A 20,515-nucleotide genomic window follows, 5' to 3' on the forward strand; every position below is an offset into this window, starting at 1 on the left:
ATCAGACGCGGTCGGCCGCGATGAGCAGGTACTGGAAGCTGCCGTTCTTGTACGCGTCGAGGAAGGACTGCTCGATGCCCGTGGCGAGGTGGGTACGCGCCCGCAGCTCCCAGTAGGGGATCGTGGCCGGCGTGAGATCGACGACGCTGACCGGGACGAGACGGTTGGCCGCCATCTGCTCGAAGTACGTGCTGCGGGGGTGGATGTCGCAGATGTAGTGGGCGTTGATCTGGCTGACCGCCCGGGACGGCAGGCCGTAGGCGTCGTTGTAGCAGCCCGTGACGCACACGTACCGGCCGCCGCGGCGCAGGAGCCGGGAGTGCTCGGCGAACAGCAGGGACAGCTCGACGTACATGGTGCTCTCGTTGTTCCAGCTCGCCTGGAACGATCCGGTCTCGAAGCCGGTCTCCAGCATGTTGCGGAAGTGGAAGCGCACCTTGTCGTCGACGCCGCGCTTCTTGGCCTGCTCGTTGGCGAAGGCGACCTGCGACTCGGAGATGGACACGCCGTCGACCTCGCAGCCGTGGCGCATGTTGACCAGGAGGCTGGTGCCGCCGCGGCCCGAGCCGGCGTCGAGGGCCCGCTGGTGGGGTTCGAGCGGGCCGAGGTGGCTGATCAGCAGGTCGGCCTGGGCGGTCTCCAGGCGGTGGAGCTCCTTGACGACGCGTTCCTCGCGGGTCTCCTCGGGGCCGTCGAGTACCGTCCAGTTCACCTCGCCGATGCCGTAGTGGTGGTGATACAGGCCGTCGACGTCGCCGAGCCGCAGGTTGACCGGGTTCTTCTCGGTGTTCCAGTAGCTGGCGACGGAGTGCTGGTAGTGGCTGGTGAGGACGGGGGACTGGGTGTTGACGGTCACGCGGTAGAGCTCCTTTCCGGCCGGGGGCGGCCGGTCGTCATGAGTGGTAGCGGCTGCTGGTGCCGTGCCATTCGAGGCAGCCGGCCATCCAGCCCTGGGCCCCGCGCAGGAATCGCTGCAGCTCCGCGGACGGGACTGCGGCGAGCTCGCGCTGGCTGGTCTCGAAGCCTTTGACGAAGTCGTTGTGCAACACGACGGCGCGCTCGGTGGCCTCGCGGATGGAGCACTTCTCCTCGTCCGCGATGAGCAGGACCACGTTGGAGTCGGGCAGCTCGTCGGCCGCCTCCTTCTCGGCGGAGTGGATGTCGTTGACGATGACGCTGGCGGTGCCGGCCTGCATGAGCGCGGTGTGGAAACGCCGCTCGTAGAACAGGTTGGCGGTCAGCTCGTACGCCGCGACGACGTCGATGAGGGTCATGGAGGTGTAGAAGCTGTCGTGTTGCCGGGCCGCGAGGTAACGCCAGACGGGCGGCGGCGTCTCCAGGTAGCGCCAGGCGGCGTAGGCGGTCCAGCTCACGTACATCTGGAAGGTGGTGTTGCAGGCCCGCATGACCTGGGACGGGGTGGCGTGGCGGGACAGGTGGTCGGTGGCCGAGCGCAGGGAGACGAGCACGGGATCGGCCTCGATCGCCTCTTCGAGCCGCTCGGTGTAGACGCCGGCGGGCGGGGGCGGGTCCATCGCCGACATGACGAGCGCGAGGCGCGGCGGCAGCTCGGTGGGGGTCGCGCCGAGGTCGGTCTCGTCGGCGTAGTAGTCGTCGGCCGCCCACCAGGCGGTGTTCATCTGCGCGGCGACCAGCAGCAGGTCGGGGTCGTCGCTGTCGGGGTGGGAGAGCATCGCCAGCCGGCCGAACCCGGTGGCGGCGAACTCGTCCATCCGCCCGGCGTGCAGGCCCACCTTCTCGGCCCACGCCACGAGCCGCCGGTCGACCACGGCGCCGAGCGCCGGATCGTCGCGGACCGTCTCGGGGCAGTAGAGGGGCGGGTAGGAACCGTCGCCCCACTCGCGCTCGGCGTAGGGGATGGGGGCGAGGAGCTGCCGGGGCGCGGGCGGCGGCCCCGGGGGCGGCCCGGGGACCGGCAGGTGGAGCGCGGAGGTTCCCAGGCCGGTGGGACCTGTCGGAAGCCGCAGGGCCGCGGCGTACTCGGGCATGGCGCGCCTCTTCCCTGAAGGAGAGCAGGAGGACATTACCGAAAGTAGTTATTGCGCTACTAAAAGTAGAGTAGCCAATCAGTAATGAGAGCCTTACCCTCCGGAAGGCGCACTCTGGCCGTCAGGGTCTGGCGTGCAGACGCTGGAAGTCGTCCAGGCTTTGGCGGTAGAAGGCCAGGTCGTTCTCCAGTTTCGCCCTGGTCAGACGCTCGGGCTCGTCCTCGCGCACCGCCCTGCCGAGGCCGCTCCAGAACACGTCCGGCGGCAGCTCGGCGGCTCCCGGCGGGAAGAACTTCAGCGCCTCGGCCAGCGCGGCGGCGGCGAAGCGCCAGCCGGTCGCGACACTGTCGAAGCGCGCGGGGTCGGCCGGGCCCACCGCGTAGAACAGTCCCTCCTCCAGGGCGCGGCTGGCGTACGTGGTGGCGATCAGCACCCATTGGCCGGGGTCGAGCAGCTCGGACAGGCCGGTGCCGAACGTCACGCCGGTCTCCCTGGCCGCGCTCTCGTCCTCGTAGGGGACCAGGACCTCCACGTCGCCGAGGCGCACCCGCAGGCCCTCGTCGTCCTGCGCGACCGTGGCGCCGCCGGAGGCGCCCGGCATGCCGTCGTACGCCACCAGGTCGATGTAGACGTACGCCTCGACGAGCGAGCGGCCCAGACCGTGTTCAGGCATAGTCGGCCGCCAGTCGCTGGTAGGTGTCACGGACGACCAGCAGCCGGTCGAGCTGGAACCTGCCCGCCTCGGCGGAGTGCATCCCCTGCCCGCGTTCGGACCAGAACCCGTCGCCGGGCACCGCGTCCGCGCCCGCGGGCACGAACTTGACGACCTCCTCCACCGCCGCCGCGGCGATCCTGAGCGCGCGCAGGGCCTCGGCCCGGTCGTGCACCGGCACGTCGCCCGCGGTCAGGTCGGCCACCCACAACCACTCGCCCGCGTCGAGCAGCTCCGACGGCTCCGCGCCGCCGAACGTCGGGAACCCGTCGGGCGGCACGGGACGCTCAGGCAGCCCGAACAGGAACTCCCGCGGCGTGCCGCACTCCTCGCACTCGCCGAAATAGCGGTTGACCAGCTCACCCTCGACGTCGACCAGCCCGTTGCGCCAGGTCGTGTCGGCCGACCCGCAGTCGCAGGGATGCAGGTCGAAGTAGAGATGGGCCTCGTCCCTCGTACGGGCCACCGCGAAAGCCATTGCCGTCCTCTCCTCGGGAGTCCCATGATGCCCGACCGTACGGCCGGGCACGTCACACCGCCACCGCCTCAGGGCCGGTCGGCGGCGTCACCGGCTCGGCCCCGTCCCGGCGCAGGCCGCACGTGCACGGGCTGTCGGGCGGGCACACGCACTCGGCTTCGGGAAGGTCCCAGCCGGTCGCGTTCGCCAACGTGCGCAGGCGGTCGAGCGTCGCCGGCAGGTCGCGGGGGCGTCGGCCCTCGGCCAGCGTGGCGAGCTGGGCGGCCACCTGGTCGGGCAGCATCCGCAACACCTCCGGACGGGCCTCGGTGACCAGGTCGTACAGCACGCCCAGCCGGCCGGGGCGCTGCCTGTCGGTGGCCGTACGGGCCTGGCGCACCGCCTCCTGCAGCTCGGCCAGCTCCTGGCCGTCGGCGGGCGACAGGCCCAGCGCGCGGGCCACGGCGGCGGCGGCCGTCGCGGCGGCGGCCCGCTCGTTCGCGCCGACCGTACGGGCGGGGTCCACCTCGTAGGTCAGCACGGCCGGGTCGCCCGGACCGGAGCCGGGCCGCCGTACCTCGACGGCGATGGGCGCGCGGCCGGGCAGCACGATGTCCAGGAGACCGGGGCCGTGCGGGTGGACGCGGGCGCCCATGAGGGCGGCGGCCCGCCCGATGGCTCCGGCGGCGGCCATCTCGGGGAGCGTGGCGTGGCCGCGGATGGCCGTCACCTGTTCGGGGGTGAGGTCGCCCGTGCGGGCCAGCTCCACCAGCTTGGAGGGCGCGCCCTGCTGGTCGCCGGTCAGGCCCAGGCGGCGGGCCTCCGCCTGCAGCGCCGCCCGTTCGGCCCGCGACCTCAAGGGGCCGGCGTCGTCGACCGCCAGCGCCAGGCCGCGCAGCCGCGCCAGCGCCGCCGCCTCGGCCGGCGCGGGCCGGTTCTGACCGGTGTCGGAGGACTGGGCCGCTCCCGGGCGGCCGGGAAGGGCGGCGGCGTGGGCCGCCACGTGCTCGGCGACGGCGGTCATGGCGCGCGGGCCGTCGGCCGCGGGCACCCGCAGCGTCAGGTTGCCCGGGGCGGCCGGTTCGGCGGTCACCTCGGTGGCGCCGGGGGCGGCCTCGGCCAGGGTCAGCGTGAAGGAACCCTCGGGGGTCGTCACCGTGAACGTGTCGGCCGGACCGACGGGCGAGGCCGCCGGGTTCGTCGCGGCGCCGGCCGCCGGGGTCACGGCGGAGACGCCGGCGATCCCGGCCAGCTTGCCGAGGCCGTGGGGCGAGGTGTCCAGGCCGGTGGCCGAGCCGCCGTTGAGCAGGCGGGCGATCCGGCTCTGCGGCTCCTGCGCGGCCGGTGCCCGGGGGCCGGTGCCCCAGGGTGGGGGCGGCGGGGTGTGGCCGCGCTGCCGGATGTCCTCGGCGAGGGCGTCGATCGCCGCCGCCAGGTGCTCCCGCGTGGCCGGGTCCGTGGCGGCGTGCCACTTGCCGGACAGGTGGGTGTGCTCGTCCAGGCGGGGGAGCAGGCAGAGGTCGGTGCCCTCGGTGTGCTCGCCGTTCGGGGACGTCCTGATCACGCCCTGCGGCATGCCGGCCGCCGTCGCGGTCGCTGTCTGGGCGACGTGCGAGAGGTCGTGGACCAGGATCGACGAGACCAGGTCGGGGTGCACGCGACCCGAGATCCGCAGCAGGTGCGGGTCCTCGGGGGTGCCCGCGCGCGGCTCGGTGAGCGCGTTCAGGCCCTGGCCCGGGTCCTCGATCAGCACGCGTACGTGCTGGTCGGGCACGCCCGGCAACTGGAGGGTCAGCTCGTTCTCGCCGGTCCAGCCGACGTGGGCGGCGGTGCCGCCGAGATCGACGGCGGAGACGGGCTGCTCGTGCAGCTCGTCCATGGTCAGGTCGGGCACGCCCTCGGGACGGGCCGACCTGCTGAACGGCGTGTTCTCGATCGCGGGCGACGGCATCCCGGCGGCCGGCGTCACCCCCTGGGCCACGCTCCCGCCCACCGGAGCCGACTGCCCGCCGGTATCGGTCGCGGGGGCCGGCCAGGCCGGTGCGGCGGGCGCGGGAAGGGCGTCGAGGGCCTTCAGCGCGGCCTGGACCTGGTCGGTGAAGGTGCCGGGCGTGCCGGAGTTCATGAACAGGTCGCGCAGGTCGAGGCCGACGTCCTGGGCCGCGTCCAGGAGTTCGGGGGCCAGGCTCGCGAACGCGTCGGCGAAGCCGCCGTCGGGCGTCTCGCTGTACAGCGTGCCGTCGGGCATCACGCGGAAGCGGTGGACGCCGTCCGGCTCCCACACCGCCACCTGGGTCACCTCACCGCGCTCGCGGGCGGCCAGACGGGCCTCCTGGAGGGTCTGGATCGGCCCCTGATGCGAGGAGTCGGGCACGAACGTGTACGTCGCAGGCGCCGGCCCACCGGGACTCGGCGGCGCGAGGCGCACGTTCGACTCCATGCGGGCGCGCAGTTCCTCGATCTCCTCGCCGAACATGACCACGTCCACCTCGCCGCTCGACGCGTTCGGCATGTGGACGGGGTCGCCGACCGGATGCTCGTTGCCGTCGCGCAGCCGGGCGACGTACTGGTAGTCGACGTCGTAGTCCACCCGGAGGCGGACCGTGTACAGCTTGCCCTTCTCGAACATGCTGCGTTCGCGGCGGGCGCCGTGGTGGTCGCTGACGCTGTCGGACGTCTGCTCCCCGCCCCGGACGCCGCCGTTGAGCCCGGACACCCCGTCCGACATGTTGCCGCCCCAGCCCACCGGGGTCGTCCGCCCGCGGGAGACCGTCACGTTCTGGGCGTCGGCCTTACGGTCCACCTGGCCCTTCTCACCCTCGTACGGGCCGGCCACGATGGTCAGGTCGGACGTGCGGGCGTGCACCGTGACCGTCACGCCCTGGTCCTTGAACTTCTGCCTGGACACCCTGACGACCGGCTCGCCCAAGGGGCCCGTCATCCGCTCGAAGGCGGTGAGCAGGCCCGACACCGAGAGCCGCCTGACCAGCTCGGGACGGCGTTCCTGGACCGCCGCGGCGCCCAGCATCTTGGTGAGCTGGTTGGTGATGACCTCGCTCAGGCTGGGCCTGTTCGGGTCCTCCCACAACGCCTGCGTGTAGTAGCCGGGCAGCAGCTCGGCCTGCCGGGGGTCGGCGGCCATGACGACCGGCCCCGGGTCCTCGGCCGCGGGCCTGGTCATGCCGGTCGGGATGCGCCGCACCAGCGTGGCGTCGTAGGTGACCGGCGGCGCGGTGCGCGGCCTGCCCCGGAGCGCGTTGGCCGCCGCCCTGACACCGGCCATCACCTTGCCGTCGTCCGGGACCTTGCCCGCGCGTACCGGCCTGCGCTCGACCTCGATGACCAGCTTCATCTGCTGCTCCACCCGGGTCAGCCCGAGGAACAGGCCGATCCGCTGGAGCCGGGTGCCCTGGTGGTTGGTGGAGCCGGAGTAGCCGCGTCCACGGTCGGTGGACAGGCCGCTGCCCTGGCCGTCGCCCTGGTCGTTCGCGCTCTGGTCGAGGCCCACGGAGTAGGACCCGCTGTACGACTCCGAATGCGACAGATCGGTGTACCGGTAGTGCTGGCCGATGACCCCGGACTGCGAGGTCCTGCTGAGGAACCTGGCCCGGCGCGAATCGCCGACGGGTTCGAGGCGTACCCTGACCGTCACCTCCTCGGCCTGCGTCATCTCCGGGCCCTGCTGGACGTGGTAGCTCCGCTCGAAGCCGCGGCTGGACCACATGTCGACGACGTGGATCAGCGCGGCGTCGCTGGAGAAGTCGACGTTCAGCTCTTCGCCGAGGGTCGGGCTCCCGTCCAGCGCGCCCGGCACGGCGTCCTGCACCGCGCTCCTGACCGCGTCGATGATGTCGACCGGGTTGCCGTTCTCGTCCGTCAGGTTCAGCGACTCGGACGAGCTGGCGCCGACCGTCCGGTCGTACGGGGGCGCGAGCACCACGTCCCTGGAGCGTTCGAGCTGGTCGGCGGCGTGGCCCAGGGCCAGGTCGAGCTGTTCCTGCGGGCTCCCGGCGGCGGGGGTGTAGAGCCCGGTCACCTCCTTGATCTTGGGCAGCAGGGCCTGCGGGGTGTGGCGGTCGGTGTACTCGTTGGTGGTCCCCGACTGGGCCATGTCCAGGACGTAGCGCTGGAGCAGCGGGACCGCGAGGCTCCTGTCGAGGGTCAGGCTGCCGTTGAGGAACCGTTCGACCGCGTCCGCGACCAGGTGGGAGGGCAGGTCGAGGTCGCCTTCCGCGTACATCAACAGCGCGTCGAACTCGGAGATCGTGAACAGCGCGGTGCCGGTCGTGGACGTCGTCGAGGGACCGGTGACCGGGATCCGCTCGCCGGTCGGCAACCCGTTCTCGGAGCTCTCGGATCCGGTGAGAGTGAGATCGACAGTGCTGCGCAGGATGTACTGGCGGCCGAACTCGATCGTCAGCTCTTCGCTGCCCCAGATGTCGAGGATCGAGCTGGACTCGGACGTGCCGCCGGACCGGGAGAACGGTGTGACCGAGACGCCGTCGCTGGACGTGCCGCCGCCGTCGAGGTCGGAGCCGCTCACCGACGCGCCGGTCGACAGTCCGGACGAGCCGCCCCACGAGATCCCGGCGCTGCCGAGCCCGAACAGGATCTCGCCCGTGACCTGGTCGACGACCCCCAGCACCTCGGTCTCGCCGACCTCGCCGGACACCGACAACGACGAGCGTGTCGTACCGTGCTCGGGCCGGACCGCGACGTCCGTGGTCAGCGGCCTGTTCAGCAGCTTGGGATGGGCGACCAGGTTGCGCACGCTCAGGAACGACATGAGGTGCTGGAAGGCCACCGAGTCGGCGGTCATGCCGCGCGGCAACACCCGGCGGGCCGCGTCCAGTGCCTGGCCCACGTCCATGTGCAGCAGCCGAGCCTTGGCCCGGAGCTTCGGGGACATCCGGCCGAGCCGCGCGGGCGGCGTCGGCTTCGTCGAGGGGAGCAGGTCGGCGGCGAACACGAGCTGGGCCGAGCCCCTGTGGCTGGAGATCTCCGTCGTCGTGCCGTTGTGCAGCAGGTCGACGGTCATGTTGTGGGACAGCGAGAAGATCGCGACCGGGCCGTTGCTCTCCTGCAGCGTCACGACGTTGACCGTGCCGCCCGCGCTGGAGCCCACCGAACGGGTCCGGTTGCCGCCGCCGTTCACGCCGGCCTCGTGGCTGAGGCCGTCCTGGCCCTTGTTCGGGCCGTCGCTCTCGCTGACCGACGCGCCGCCGCTGTACGTCCTGGACGTGCCGATGGCGCGGGCGGAGGTGTCGGAGCCGATGTCGAGGTTGACCACCGTCTGCGCGTCGGTGTGGCCGACGTAGCTCCACTGGTTGAAGTCCTGCTTCAGCGACAGGCGCAGCATGTAGTGCTCGGGGGCGGAGTTGAGGCCCTGCAACGTCAGGTCGAGCACGATGCCGTCCTGGGCCAGGGTGTCGTAGGCGGAGCGGATCCGGTGCTCGGACAGTTGCTCCATGACCTCCTGCTCGTTGAGGATCTGGCTGGCGCGGGTGAGGGCGTTGGAGGAGTACTGCGGCACGCCGTTCACGGTCTTCGGGATGATCCCGCGCTCGGCGAGCTCCTTCAGCACGTCCTGCCGGATCTTGTCCAGCCCCTCGATCTCCTGCACCAGCGCCGGGCCCGCGCCGCGCATCTGCCCCGGCCCGTCGCCGAGCCATTCGGGCAGCTCCGGCTTGCGGCCGGGAGGCGGGTCGGTGCTCGGGTCGCCGCGCAGGACGTGGTTGCCTTGGGCGTCGGTGACCGGCTGGCCGTTCTTGTAGACCAGCGCCTCGCTGTCCACGGGCAGCCCGAACCGGTAGGCGGCCGACTCCCGCATGTCCGCGAACACCTCGCTGAGCACGGGCTTCAGGGTGACGGGGGGCTTGCCGATCACCTCGACCGTGAAGGTCGTCACCACCATGAGCCGGTAGCTCTGCTTGGGGCTGGTCTTGCGGTGCACGCTCGGATGGATCGCCTGCTTGTTGGCGGTGGCCGAGTACGACCGTGACGACGGCCTCGCCCCCCTCACCTTGGGGCCGATCGAGGGTGCGTATTCGCCGAGGTCCACGCCGTCGAGCGCGGGATGCTTGAACCCGGCAGAGGCATTGCCCTCCAGTGAGCCGCCCGTCGAGGCGCCCCCCGGCGTTCCGACGAAGTCGACGAGCACCTCCTCCTCCCACTCCTCGGAGGTCGCGCCGCCCACCGGCGTGGAGGCCACCAGGTCGACCCGGCTCTCGGCGCGCACCCGGGCGTGCGGCTTGCCGTCCCTGGTGAAGACACGCTCCAGACCGCCGTTCACGGCGGTCCGCAGGCGGTGGGGCAGTTCCTGCGTGACGTACGAGCGCAGCGCGTCCCGGGGCGCGGTGCCGACCTCGGCGTAGTCGCCGCCGAGCGCCGTGGCGAGTTGGTCGAGCGCGTCCTCCAGGTTGCTCATGCTCTGGACGATGACGTTCGGCATCTCGGCGCCCCGCATACGCGCGGGGATCTTGGCCAGCTTGCGCGCCGGCTGGTCGGTGACGGAGTGTGAGAACCACAACCGCTGGCCGGCCGGGTCGCCCTGCGCTCCGGTGTCGACGACGGTGGTGCCGCGCCAGTTCTTGTCCTGGCCGGTACGGATGTCGACCGTCCAGGTGGCGGCGGCGTCGAACAGCAGCGACTCGCTCCGGTTGTCGGAGACCGAGCCGCCCTGGGCGTACATGCCGGCCCCGCCGCCCGTCGACCAGTTGCGCCCGAGGCCGATGCCGAGGCCGACGCCGAACAGCTCGCCGACCGTCCTGAGCGCGTTGTCCTCCGGCAACAACTTCGCCAGGACGGTGGTGTCGAAGCCCATCGACAGGCCGAGGCTGCCCGCCTGGCCGGCCGAGGCGGTACGGGCGGCCTGGAAGAACAGGCCCACCATCATCTCCGACCCCTTGATGGCCGGATCGATCACCTCGACCAGGTCGGCGAGCGACAGCTTGATCCGTACCTCGGCCGCCTTGCCGTGCTGCCCCACCTGGAGGACGAGGCCGTCGGGGGAGACGGCCTTGTGGAAGTCGGCCCGGATGGCCTGCTCCAGCTCGTTGGCGGTGAACGACTGCTGGACGCCGTTGTTCTTCAGCATGGTGTTGACGGCGGTGGTGAGGGCGGACAGGTGGGCCAGCCGGCCCGTCGGCTGGGCCCCGGCCAGGCTGATCTCCTGCGGCAGCGCCTCGGCCAGCGCCTGGAGGTAGGCGGCGTGGTGCTGCGTGGCCTGGGCGGCCAGCCGGGCGACGGTGAATTCGATGCTGACCTCGCCGCGCGCCTGGGGGCGGCCGATCTGCCTCCTCGCCATGAGCAACTGCTCGTACTCCTGCCGCGCCCGCGTCGCCTCCTGCAGCGCGGCCTCGTACGCGTCGGCGATCCTGGTGTGCCGTTGCTGGGTGGCGCGGTGGTTGCGGGTCTCCTGCCGCGCCTTGCGGGCCCGCTCCTCGTGGCCCTGGTCGAGCTGGCGGTCCGCCTTGCGCGCCTCGATCCGGGACTTGGCCGCCGCTTCGCCGGCTTCCTCGGCGGTCTTGCGCTTCGCCGCGACCTGATCCTTGAGCGTCTGCTCGGCCCGCTTGAGCGCGTCGATGACGCCCGGCAGCTCCTCCTGCGTCGGGAGCGCGTTCGGCAACGGCGCCGCCTGGGTCGGCCGGGACGCCTGCGCCGGGGCCCAGGGCGGCAGCGGCGGGGTGTGGCCGCGCTCGGCGAGCTGGCGGGACACGCCGTCGATGTCGAGCGCGAGGAGGCGCTGCTCCTGCGGCGTCCTCGCCTGACGCCACTGCTCGGCCATGAACGCCAGCTCGTTGAGCTGGGCCTGCGCGCACATGTCCTGGGTGGGCTCGCTGGTCGTCTGCCTGCGGCGCAGGAAGCCGCGCCGCCTGCCCGTACCGGTCTCCTGCGTCTTCTGCAGGGTGTCGGTGATCTCGTGCAGCCAGACCCGGGACACCTGGCTCGGGTCCATGCCGGGCGCGAAGTGCACGACGTGGGGGCGGCGCTCGCTGTTGTTCCTCGAAAGCTCGGTCTCGCCCATGAGACCTTCGGTCATGTTGCCGACGACCGGGCGGAAGTAGTGGGTGCCGTTGTTCTGGGTGCGGACGATGAGCGTGGTGCCGTCGGCCGACCAGGTGATCGAGATGACGCCCTGGCCCTGGAAGTGGTGCGGGCGCACCGCGTCGGCCCCGGTGCGGACCTCCTCGGGCTGCAACTGGGTGCCCGGACGGGCGTCGGCGACGTACCTGGTGCCCGGGACCGGCCTCGACGTGACCGTGCCCGGCCTGCTCGTGGCGGGCTGCCGGGTCTCCTCCATCTGCGCGGCCAGCATCACCAGCGCGGTGGCCTCGGCCTGCAGTTCGTCGGCGTCGGTGACCTGCTCGGCGCGGGCGTCCAGGGCGGAGCGTACGCGCCTCATGGTGGCGGCGCGGATCACTCGTACGCCGCCGTCGGCGGTGGGGATGAGGAGGTCGCCGTTCGGGCCGACGACCGCGCCGGGGAAGTCGACGGTGAGCGAGTCCATCAGCGCGGTACGCGCCCGCACGATCACGGGGACGGGCGTGGGCGGCGCGTCGTCGGGGGCGGCGGCCGACTGGGTGGCGGGACCGTCCGCCTGCTGCGCCGCGGCCGGCGCGGGACGGTTGTCCTGCTGCGTGTCCTGCTGCGCGTTCTGCTGCGGGTTCTGTTGCGTGTCCTGCTGTGTGTCCTGCTGGGGGGTTTGTTGCGTGTCCTGCTGGTCGTCCTGCTGGGGGTTCTGCTGGTTGTCCTGGGACTGGGAGGTGTCGGGGCCGGCGGTGTCGTCCGTCGTGTCCGGGGTGGCGGGCCGGTTGGAGTCGTCCGCGGTGGTCTGGGCATCGGGGGCCGCGGTGCGGTTGCCGGACGGCTGCGTGTCCCCCGTGTCCTGCTGGGAGTCGTCCTGCTGGGAGTCGTTCTGGGCCGGGTCGGGGGCCTGGGAGTCGTCCTGGGCCGGGTCGGGGGCGTTCTGCGGGGTGCGGTTCCCCCTCGACTGCTGGTCGGGGGTCTGCGGCGTGGTGTCGGTGTCGTCCGCGGTGTCGTCCGTGTTGTCGGCCCGGGGCTCGCGGCTGGTGTCGTCCTGCCGGTTGTCGCGCGAGGTGGAGCCGCGGCGCGGGGTCGTGTCCGGGTCGGTGGCGGACGAGGAGGGGGCGCCGCGCCTGACGTCGTCGTTCTGGTTGGGGGCCGGCGCGCCGGCGTGCACCGTACCGCCGGGGACGGGACCGCCCGAAGGGGCCGGGCCGCCGGCGCCGGGGTCACCGCCTCCCGCGCGGGCGGCGTCGGTACGGGCCGCGGTGTCGTACGCCGAGGCCAGGGCGGTGACCGGGTTGGCCAGCGTCGTGTACACCTCGGGGTTGAACGGGCTGATCGACCCGGTACGCCCGGCACCGCCCATGAAGCCGCCCATGATGGAGTCGACCGTGAACGGGTTCTCCCACTGCCCGTACACCGCGCGGTTGGCGATGACGCTGCCGAACGGGGAGGCGATCGTGTTGGTCAGGCCGGTGGTCATCGCGCGGCCGGGGAAGCCCGGCATGTGCCGGGTGATGTTGGACATGGGCCCGGCCAGCACGGTGCCGGCGAGCGCGCCGCTGCCGGCGCCGATGACCGCCGCCCGGGACTTCTTCCAGTCCCAGTCCTTCCTGGTGCCCATCTGGATCTGCTGGTACTGGGCGGCGGCGTCGATGAAGAACTCTTCGCCGATCTCCTCGATCAGCTCGCGGCCGATCGACGAGCCGAGCAGCCTGGTGATGAGGCCGCGTCCGGTGGCGCCGCTGAGCGTGGTCACCCTGGCCAGCCGGCTGACCCCGAGCTGCCGGGCGCCGACCATGGCGAGCCTGACCAGGATCCGGCTGATCGCCGCGCGGGCCGCGGCCGCGTACGGGCCGATGAGCGCCGTGGAGGACCCGGCGGTGAAGAAGGCGACGAAGAGCGCGATGGCGATGGCGACGACCGTGACCCAGAAGGCCACGTTGACGGAGAGCTTGGAGTACTGGGTCTCGACCGCGAAGTTGTGCGCCTGGCTCTTGAACGACTCCGAGTTCCCGGCCACGCCCGCCATGCCGGCCTCGTGGCCGTACAGGAACTTGGCGCGGGAGACGAAGTCGGCGCTGGCGGGGGAGGACCAGCCGGTCGCCACCGCGCGTACGGCCCCGCCGGCGCGCGGCGCGGTGCCGACCACCCCGACGGCGAGGTCCCCGTACGCCAGGGCCAGCGTGGACATCCCGCTCTCGCTCGAGCCAGGCCATTTCTGCCCGGCCGACAACATCGGGAGCAGCCAGTGGGACACCCAGTCGGGCAGCACCTCGGTCTCCCAGACCGGCTGGACGTCCCGGTCGATGCGGGCCGCGGGCTCCGCCGGCGGTTGCACCGACGATCCCCGTGCGGTGGGCCCCTGAGGCCCGGTGCCGCTGTGCGTCACGCCCTGGCCTCCCGCGCTTTGGCCTCCCGCGCCTTGAGATCGCTCTCGATGTCGGCGTCCGTGCCCAGGGTGTTGTCGATGCTCGCGCGCAGCCTGCCGCACGCGTCGGTGATCTGCCTGGAGAGGTCGACGCACTGGTTGAGCATGCGGTTCGGGCCGTCTCCCTGGAAGTGGCTGGTCCTGAACGCCTCGCCCTCGGCGCCGCCGCCCCAGGGAGCGGCGGCCAGCGCCGCCAGGACCGCGGCGACCAGCCGCTCCGACTGCCCCTCCCAGTCCTCGGCCATGGTGGTCCACTGGGAGATGCCCGAGTCCACGACGGGCTTGATGATCTGGGTGCCGTCCCAGGGCTTCATCGGCTGCCTCCCATGCGCTCGGCGAGCCGGGCCATGATGGTTTCGAGGTCGCCGTCCAGGTGCGCCTGGAAGTCCTCGCGCGGGATGATCGGCTCGAAGATCTCGGCGACGCGCTCCTGCGCGCGCTCGGTGGCCCGCTGGGCGGTCTCGGCGATGCTGTCGGCCAGGTGGCGGGCGTCGGGGCGCCGGTAGATGCGCGGGTCGATGTCGAGCCGGATCAGCTCGCCGCGCGAGCCGACCGTCACCGACACCAGGCCGTCCCGCGAGGTCTCGGTGACCTGGACGGCCTTGGCCAGCGCGTGCAACTCCACACCCGCGTCCTCGATGTGGCGGAACATGTCCCGCAGCTCATCGGCATACGCCCGCATCCCCGCCACGTCAGGAGAATCCATGACACCCCCGCCACCCACGCCGCATGTCTCTTACGTCACGTGCACCTATCAGGTCAGTTTCTGTCACATGAACAACAGGAGACAAGAGCCAATCATCAAAAATGGCTATGTGTCGGATTTATTGGCACAACTTGCTCGCGTAGGTCGGCCACCTCCGCCCGCGGGACCCACGCCCGGTACACACCCCGCTCGACGCGTTCCAGCCCCAGCGCGAGCGCCGCGGGCGCGGAACCGCCCAGGTATTCGAGCAGGAGAAGGGCGTCGCGCTCGTCGTGCACCTGGAACGACTCCCCCCGCCACGTGCACTCCGTGGTCACGAACTGGAGGGACTCGACCTCGGTCACCGGCACCGTGCGCACGTGGCAGCCGGGCTCGACCTCCTCGAAGCCGTCGGCCGGCTCGGTGAGGCGCAGGCGTACCCACAGCTCCAGGGCGTGCGGCTCGGGGCTGGCCACGTAGTCGGCGCCCTGCCAGCGGGCGCGGTAGAAGTGCCAGGTCATGCCGCCGCCCTCCGGCCGATCAGCAGCCATCGCCGCAGGTCGCCGTGGTAGAGCGCGCGCCGGTGCTCGGTGCCGTCGGCGGTGAGCTCCCAGATCTCCGCGCCGTGCGGCAGGCCGACCCCGTACACCTTGTACTCGCGGATGACCTGGTCGACGTTGGGCACCAGGCCCATGCCGACGAACGGCGGCTCCTCGACCACCCAGCCCGCCACCGCGTCCCGGCCGTCCTCATCGCGCCCGCCGTACGGGGTGCGGTAGAGGTCGAGGCCGACGGGATGCCAGCGCAGGATGTTCAGCGCGCCGCTCTCGGTCAGCATGCCGGGCTGTCCCAGCGCGTCGGCGAGCACGGCGGGCGTGGCGATGTGCGAGACGTCGAGGGCGTGGTGGCAGTAGCCCGAGACGCGCGGCTCGGCCGTCGCCAGGAGGTCGCCGACGTCGGACGGCGACAGCAGCTTCTGCACCACCGGCACCCCCGACCCGGGCACGAGCAGCAAATCCTGGACGAGCGTGGGCACCGCCAGCCTGGCCACCGTCCCCGGCTCCAGCAGGAACGAGGCACCCAGCCCCGGGTTGATCGCCAGCCCCCAACGCGGGTCCGGCCACCCGGCCGCCAGCTCGGCGGGCGAGACGATCCGGCAATGGGTGGCGGCGCCACCGGTCGCCAACCGCATCGCCTCGACCGAGGTGAACGCCACCACCCACGTACGGGCGGAGTCGGCGGCCGTCGCCCAGGCGGGCGGCTCGGTTCCGGCCGCCGCGGCGGCGGTGATCGGCAACGCCAGGTCGGCGTCGCGGAGCAGGCCCAGGCACAGGGCGTCGTGCCCGTCCTCGCGGGCCGCCCACAACTGTTCCTCGAACGGCGTGGCCGGCAGATGATCACTGGACGTCATCCGCCCAGTCTGCCCGCTACACCTCCAGGCGCACGCCGTAGGAGGTCAGCCAGACGTTCAGATCCAGTGCCAGCTCCAGGCCGTACCTGGTCATCGTGGTCGTCATCTTGTCGGACGACCCCGAGGTCGCGGCGCGGACGGCCTCGGGGTCGAGCAGCGGCAGGACCGGGGCGTTGCGGTCGGCGGCCACCTCGCGCAGCGCCGCGCGTAGTGCCTTCTCGTAGCCGACGTCCTGGGTCACCGGGTACGGCGCCTTGACCCGCCGCACGATCGGCTCGGGCAGCAGGTCGGCCCCGGCCGCGCGCAGCAGGCTCTTCTCCCTGCCGTCGAACGTCTTCATCGACCATGGGGTGTTGAACACGTACTCGACCAGCCGGTGGTCGCAGAACGGCACGCGTACCTCCAGGCCGACGGCCATGCTCATCCGGTCCTTGCGGTCGAGCAGGTAGGGCAGGAAGCGGGTGAGGTGCAGGTGACAGATCTCGCGCATGCGCCGTTCGCGGGCGTCCTGGCCGTCCACGTGGGGCACCTCGGCCAGCGCCGTACGGTAGCCGTCGGCGGTGAAGTCGTCCAGGTCGAGCCGCCGGACCAGCGATTTGTCCAGGATGTCGGTCGGCTGCTGCTCGCGCATCACCATGGCCAGCCACGGGAAGGTGCCGGCGTTGACCATCTCCGGCAGGTGGAACCAGGCGTACCCGCCGAACACCTCGTCGGCGGACTCGCCCGACAGCGCCACGGTCGAATGCTCGCGGATGGCGCGGAACAGCATGTAGAGGGAGGTGTTCAGGTCGCCGACGAAGCCCGGCGCGTCCCACGCGCGGACGACGGCGGCCCGCAGCTTCGGGTCGGCCAGCTCCTCCGGCCCGAGGACGATGTCGGTGTGCTCGGAGCCGACGTGGTCGGCCAGCATCCGGACGAACGGCCGGTCCGGGTCGCCGCGGGTCTCGTCGGCCTGGAAGTTCTCGGCGTAACCGGCGTAGTCGACGGCGAAGGAGCGGATCGGGCCGTGCGTCCTGGCCAGCGCGGTGACGATGCTGGAGTCGAGGCCGCCGGACAACAGGGTACAGATCGGTACGTCGGAGACCAGTTGCCGGCCGACGATGTCGTCGAGCAGCTCGCGTACCGTGCCCACGGTCATGTCGAGGTCGTCGGTGTGCTCGCGGCCCTCCAGCGCCCAGTAGCGGCGCAGCCGCGTGCCGTGCCGGCTCACCCGCAGCAGGTGGCCGGGCGGCAGCTCGAACAGGCCCTTGTAGATCGAGCGTTGCCGCAGGCTGCCCAGGCTGAGGAGCCGGCGCAGGCCGTCGAGGCCGACCACGGGCGGGGCCAGCGGGTTGGCCAGGATCGCCTTGGGCTCGGAGCCGAACAGCACGCCGTTGGGCAGTGGGTAGTAGAAGAGGGGCTTGATGCCCATACGGTCGCGGATGAGCAGCAGCTCCTGCTCGCGCTCGTCCCAGATCGCGAAGGCGTACATGCCGTTGATCCGGTCGGCGAGGCCCTCTCCCCATTCCAGGTAGCCGCGCAGCACGACCTCGGTGTCGCCCCTCGTACGGAAGCGGTGGCCCTTGGCGGCGAGCTCGGCGCGCAGCTCCCCGAAGTTGTAGACCTCGCCGCTGTAGGTGATGACGGCCAGGCCCTCGGCCTCCATCGGCATGTGACCGCCCTCGACGTCGATGACGGCGAGCCTGCGGTTGCCGAGCGCGGCGTGCCGGTCGAGGTGGAGGCCCTGGTCGTCGGGGCCCCGGCAGCTCATGGTCTCGGTCATGGCGAGGGCGGTGGCCCGTTCGGTGGTCAGGTCGCGGTCGAAGTCGACCCATCCGGCGATGCCGCACATGCGAGGGTCCTCTCAGACGATGTCTTTGGTGCTCCTCGGCGTCCGTCTGACAAAGTGCTTGACGCCCTCGCAACATAACCGTGCGGGGCTGATCGGTCCATACCCGACCAAAGGGCCCGGAAAGCAGTCTGGGCCCGCACCCCGGAGAGGTGCGGGCCCAGATGCGGGCTGCGTGGCGTCAGGCGGGGACGATGTTCTCCGCCTGCGGGCCCTTCTGGCCCTGGACGACGTCGAAGGCCACCTTCTGGCCCTCGGTCAGCTCACGGTAGCCACCGTTGGAGACGATGTTGGAGTAGTGGGCGAAGACGTCGGCGCCGCCGCCGTCCTGGGCGATGAAGCCGAAGCCCTTTTCGGAGTTGAACCACTTCACGGTACCGGTTGCCATATCGGATCTCCTTCAGATGTGCAGAGACGGAATCCGCACCGCGCGGATTCCCGTGTCGCCGCGATGAGCCCATCCCGGAGATGACCGGAAAACAAAAACGCACCTGAAGATCCAGCCCTTTCAGGTGCGCACAAAGTCTTTTATGGGTACCACAACTGCAACGTGGCCAACATTAGCACACGCTTCGCGCCGGACACAAACGCGGGGCCCTCACCGCGGATCGCGGCGCAGCGGATGGCCGGACGGCACCTCGACCAGGACGATGCGGTGGCCGTCGGGATCGGCGATCCACATCTCGATCAGGCCCCACGGTTCGAGCCGCGGCTCCCGCAACACCGTGACGCCCGCCTGCCGCAGGCGTTCCTCCTCGCGCCCGACGTCGCGCACCTGCAACCAGATCGACAGCGTGCCGCCGGTCGCGGGGGCGTCGGAGCGCCCGGCGACCTCGAGGAAACCCTGGCCGAGGAAGTACACCACGCCCGGATCGTCCTCCGGGCCGAACTCGCGGTAGACCGCCAGGCCGAGCGTGTCGGCGTAGAAGCGGCGGCTGCGTACGGGGTCGCTCGGCCGCAGGAGCACGCGGCTGCTCAGCACGTCCACGAGGTCATCGTAGGCCGCGACGGGCGCCGCGGCCCGGACCGGCCGGGTACATGGCGTGGCCCCGGAACCCGCCGTCGGGGTTCCGGGGCCGCGCATCCTGTCGTGTCTGGCGGGACCTGGGCTCACGCGGGCCCGGTCAGGAGTTCGGGGGCTGGTCGCCGAGCCGGCGCTGGAGGTCGGCTATCTGCCGTTCCAGGTCCGCGACCTGTCCGGATCTGGGGTCCGAGGGCGGGGCGAACTGGCCGTAGCGCACGGCCCGGGTCTGGTCGCCGCCCTGCTGCGGGTGCGGGGGCTGCTGGAACTGCGCCTCCGGCGCCGATCCGTACGGGCCCGCGGCGTAACCGCCCGCCCCGTACCCGCCGGGCCCGGACCCGTCGGAGCCGTAGCCGTCGGAGCCGCTGTGCCCGTACGCGCCATGGGCCGGCTGCATCGGCTGGACCGGCGGCGAGAGCTGGGCCTGACCCGCGGGGAGCTGCTGCCACGGGGGCGGCTGCACCGCGCCGTACCCGGGCTGGGGCGAGATGATCGCCGGGGGCCGGGTCCGCCGCCCGCGCAGGACCTTGACCAGCACCGCGGCGAGCACGAGGAGGAGCAGCACGCCACCGCCGATCAGCACCCACATCAGGATCGGCTTGGGCGTCTCGTCCTTGCCCGCGGAGATCGCCTGCTGGGACTCGCTGATGTACTTGGCGACGTACGGGTGGTTCGGGAACAGCGCCTGGACCTCACGGAACTTCGGCAGCGCGGCGGAGTAGTAACGCCGGAAGTAGTCGTTGAGCGCCTCGTTGTACCGGGTCGTCGTGACGGCCTGGGCGGGCTTGACGTTCTTCTCGCCGAGCTTCTCCTTGATGATGCCCACCGGCAGCACGAAGCTCTCGCTCTCCGAGGCCTCGCCGCCCTCGCTCACCGTGCCCGCGATCAGCATGCCGATGACCTTGCCGTCCTTGCTGAACACCGGTCCGCCCGAGTTGCCGTGGTACGACGGCGCCTGCGTCTGGATGTACGGCACGCCCGTCTGCGTGGTGCGCTTGGCGTTGTACGGCCCCTCGGTCAGCGCCGGCTCCAGCTTCGACTCCAGGCTGAAGAACGGCGTGTTGGTGACCAGGCCGGGGAAGCCGCTGATGTAGAGCGTGTCACCGGTCCGCACGTCGGCGTCGTCGCCGAGCGGCACGGTCGGCAGGTTCTGCTGGCCGTTGACCTTGAGCAGCGCGAAGTCCTTGCCCGGGTAGCTCTCGCCCACCGACACCAGCTCGGCCGGGACCGCCTTCGCCGTCTTGTCCACGCCGCCGCCCGGCAGGCTCTGCATGACCGACAGGCTCTGCTTGAGATTGCTGAGCTGCATGTGGGTCGAGTTGAACGTGACGTAGATCTGCTGGGCGAGCTTGACGATCTCCTCGTCGTTCCTGAGGTCGCCCAGGCCGCTGATGATCTCCTTGGCGTCCTTCTTGTTGAACTTGGCCAGCGCCTGCTGCGCGAAGAGCTGGCTCAGCTCGGTCTCGCCGATCTGGACGCAGTGCGCCCCGGTGACCATGTACCCGTCGGGGGTGACCCACCAGCCGGTGCACATGCCGCCGACCTCGGCCTCGACCGTACGCATCGGGGTGGTCGAGGACACGTAGGTGTCCACGTTGGCCGCGATCTGCTGGAAGACCCACTTGCCGATGCTGCGCTCGTCCGAGGAGATCTTGCCGGACTGCACGGCGGTGACGGCCTCCTGGACGATCTGGTTGTAGGCCACCTCGTTGATCGTGTTGGACGGTACGGACACCGTCGCCGTGTAGGTGAAGCTGGTCAGCTGCACCGCGGGCTGCGTACGTGCCGCCAGCCAGGTGCCGACCGGGACGTCGGGCCGCTCGTCGGGGGAGTCGTCGGCGGCTGCCGGCAACGCCGGCAGCATGACCGCCGCGACGACCGCCGCACCCGCGGCGACCCTCATCAGCCTCTTCCTGAAATATCCGCTCACAGG

At 71.7% G+C, this 20,515-nt stretch carries 13 protein-coding genes; all 13 read right to left on the reverse strand.

Annotated elements, in window-relative coordinates; translation table 11 throughout:
- Position 1: 1 nt before the first annotated feature.
- Positions 2–856 carry a geranyl diphosphate 2-C-methyltransferase gene (locus tag DMB42_RS43445; RefSeq protein WP_125645425.1) on the reverse strand — a complete coding sequence of 285 codons (855 nt, stop codon included), beginning with the start codon at positions 854–856 and terminating at the stop codon, positions 2–4.
- 37 nt (positions 857–893) lie between these two features.
- A complete protein-coding gene (locus DMB42_RS43450) occupies positions 894–2,009 on the reverse strand; it encodes a family 2 encapsulin nanocompartment cargo protein terpene cyclase (RefSeq protein ID WP_125645427.1) in 1,116 nt (371 codons plus the stop codon).
- Positions 2,010–2,130: 121 nt separating this feature from the next.
- On the reverse strand, positions 2,131–2,682 hold the full coding sequence (locus DMB42_RS43455) for a hypothetical protein (protein WP_125645429.1): 552 nt from the start codon (positions 2,680–2,682) through the stop codon (positions 2,131–2,133).
- Positions 2,675–3,199, reverse strand: coding sequence for a hypothetical protein (locus tag DMB42_RS43460; protein ID WP_125645431.1), 525 nt, complete (start codon positions 3,197–3,199; stop codon positions 2,675–2,677). Before DMB42_RS43460 ends, DMB42_RS43455 begins: the two co-directional genes overlap by 8 nt.
- Before the next feature lie 52 nt (positions 3,200–3,251).
- Positions 3,252–13,547, reverse strand: a complete 10,296-nt coding sequence (locus DMB42_RS43465) for a hypothetical protein (RefSeq protein WP_125645433.1) — start codon at positions 13,545–13,547, stop codon at positions 3,252–3,254.
- Positions 13,548–13,594: 47 nt separating this feature from the next.
- Positions 13,595–13,951, reverse strand: coding sequence for a hypothetical protein (locus tag DMB42_RS43470; protein WP_125645435.1), 357 nt, complete (start codon positions 13,949–13,951; stop codon positions 13,595–13,597).
- Positions 13,948–14,343 (reverse strand): YbaB/EbfC family nucleoid-associated protein, encoded by a 396-nt coding sequence (locus DMB42_RS43475; protein ID WP_125645437.1) that lies wholly within the window; start codon positions 14,341–14,343, stop codon positions 13,948–13,950. The genes DMB42_RS43470 and DMB42_RS43475 overlap by 4 nt, the downstream gene beginning before the upstream one ends.
- 95 nt (positions 14,344–14,438) lie before the next feature.
- Positions 14,439–14,873 carry a hypothetical protein gene (locus DMB42_RS43480; protein WP_260478295.1) on the reverse strand — a complete coding sequence of 145 codons (435 nt, stop codon included), beginning with the start codon at positions 14,871–14,873 and terminating at the stop codon, positions 14,439–14,441.
- On the reverse strand, positions 14,840–15,733 hold the full coding sequence (locus DMB42_RS43485) for an SseB family protein (RefSeq protein WP_125645439.1): 894 nt from the start codon (positions 15,731–15,733) through the stop codon (positions 14,840–14,842). Before DMB42_RS43485 ends, DMB42_RS43480 begins: the two co-directional genes overlap by 34 nt.
- Before the next feature lie 16 nt (positions 15,734–15,749).
- On the reverse strand, positions 15,750–17,564 hold the full coding sequence (gene asnB / locus DMB42_RS43490; protein WP_125645441.1) for an asparagine synthase (glutamine-hydrolyzing): 1,815 nt from the start codon (positions 17,562–17,564) through the stop codon (positions 15,750–15,752).
- Between the two features lie 178 nt (positions 17,565–17,742).
- On the reverse strand, positions 17,743–17,949 hold the full coding sequence (locus DMB42_RS43495) for a cold-shock protein (protein ID WP_055509312.1): 207 nt from the start codon (positions 17,947–17,949) through the stop codon (positions 17,743–17,745).
- 210 nt (positions 17,950–18,159) lie between these two features.
- Complete coding sequence (locus DMB42_RS43500; RefSeq protein WP_125645443.1) at positions 18,160–18,549, reverse strand: VOC family protein; 390 nt, start codon at positions 18,547–18,549, stop codon at positions 18,160–18,162.
- Positions 18,550–18,685: 136 nt separating this feature from the next.
- Entirely contained in the window at positions 18,686–20,485 is a 1,800-nt protein-coding gene (locus DMB42_RS43505) for a serine protease (RefSeq protein WP_125645445.1), read from the reverse strand.
- Positions 20,486–20,515: the final 30 nt, after the last annotated feature.

Origin of the sequence: Nonomuraea sp. WAC 01424, assembly GCF_003947315.1 — a bacterium.
GTDB lineage: Bacteria > Actinomycetota > Actinomycetes > Streptosporangiales > Streptosporangiaceae > Nonomuraea > Nonomuraea spiralis.

What these genes read in the sequence shown, in the direction of transcription:
- DMB42_RS43450 (WP_125645427.1), bottom strand. Translation starts at nt 2,009, where the DNA reads ATGCCCGAGTACGCCGCGGCCCTGCGGCTTCCGACAGGTCCCACCGGC.
- DMB42_RS43455 (WP_125645429.1), bottom strand. Translation starts at nt 2,682, where the DNA reads ATGCCTGAACACGGTCTGGGCCGCTCGCTCGTCGAGGCGTACGTCTAC.
- DMB42_RS43460 (WP_125645431.1), bottom strand. Translation starts at nt 3,199, where the DNA reads ATGGCTTTCGCGGTGGCCCGTACGAGGGACGAGGCCCATCTCTACTTC.
- DMB42_RS43470 (WP_125645435.1), bottom strand. Translation starts at nt 13,951, where the DNA reads ATGAAGCCCTGGGACGGCACCCAGATCATCAAGCCCGTCGTGGACTCG.
- DMB42_RS43475 (WP_125645437.1), bottom strand. Translation starts at nt 14,343, where the DNA reads ATGGATTCTCCTGACGTGGCGGGGATGCGGGCGTATGCCGATGAGCTG.
- DMB42_RS43480 (WP_260478295.1), bottom strand. Translation starts at nt 14,873, where the DNA reads ATGGCTGCTGATCGGCCGGAGGGCGGCGGCATGACCTGGCACTTCTAC.
- DMB42_RS43485 (WP_125645439.1), bottom strand. Translation starts at nt 15,733, where the DNA reads ATGACGTCCAGTGATCATCTGCCGGCCACGCCGTTCGAGGAACAGTTG.
- asnB (WP_125645441.1), bottom strand. Translation starts at nt 17,564, where the DNA reads ATGTGCGGCATCGCCGGATGGGTCGACTTCGACCGCGACCTGACCACC.
- DMB42_RS43495 (WP_055509312.1), bottom strand. Translation starts at nt 17,949, where the DNA reads ATGGCAACCGGTACCGTGAAGTGGTTCAACTCCGAAAAGGGCTTCGGC.
- DMB42_RS43505 (WP_125645445.1), bottom strand. Translation starts at nt 20,485, where the DNA reads ATGAGGGTCGCCGCGGGTGCGGCGGTCGTCGCGGCGGTCATGCTGCCG.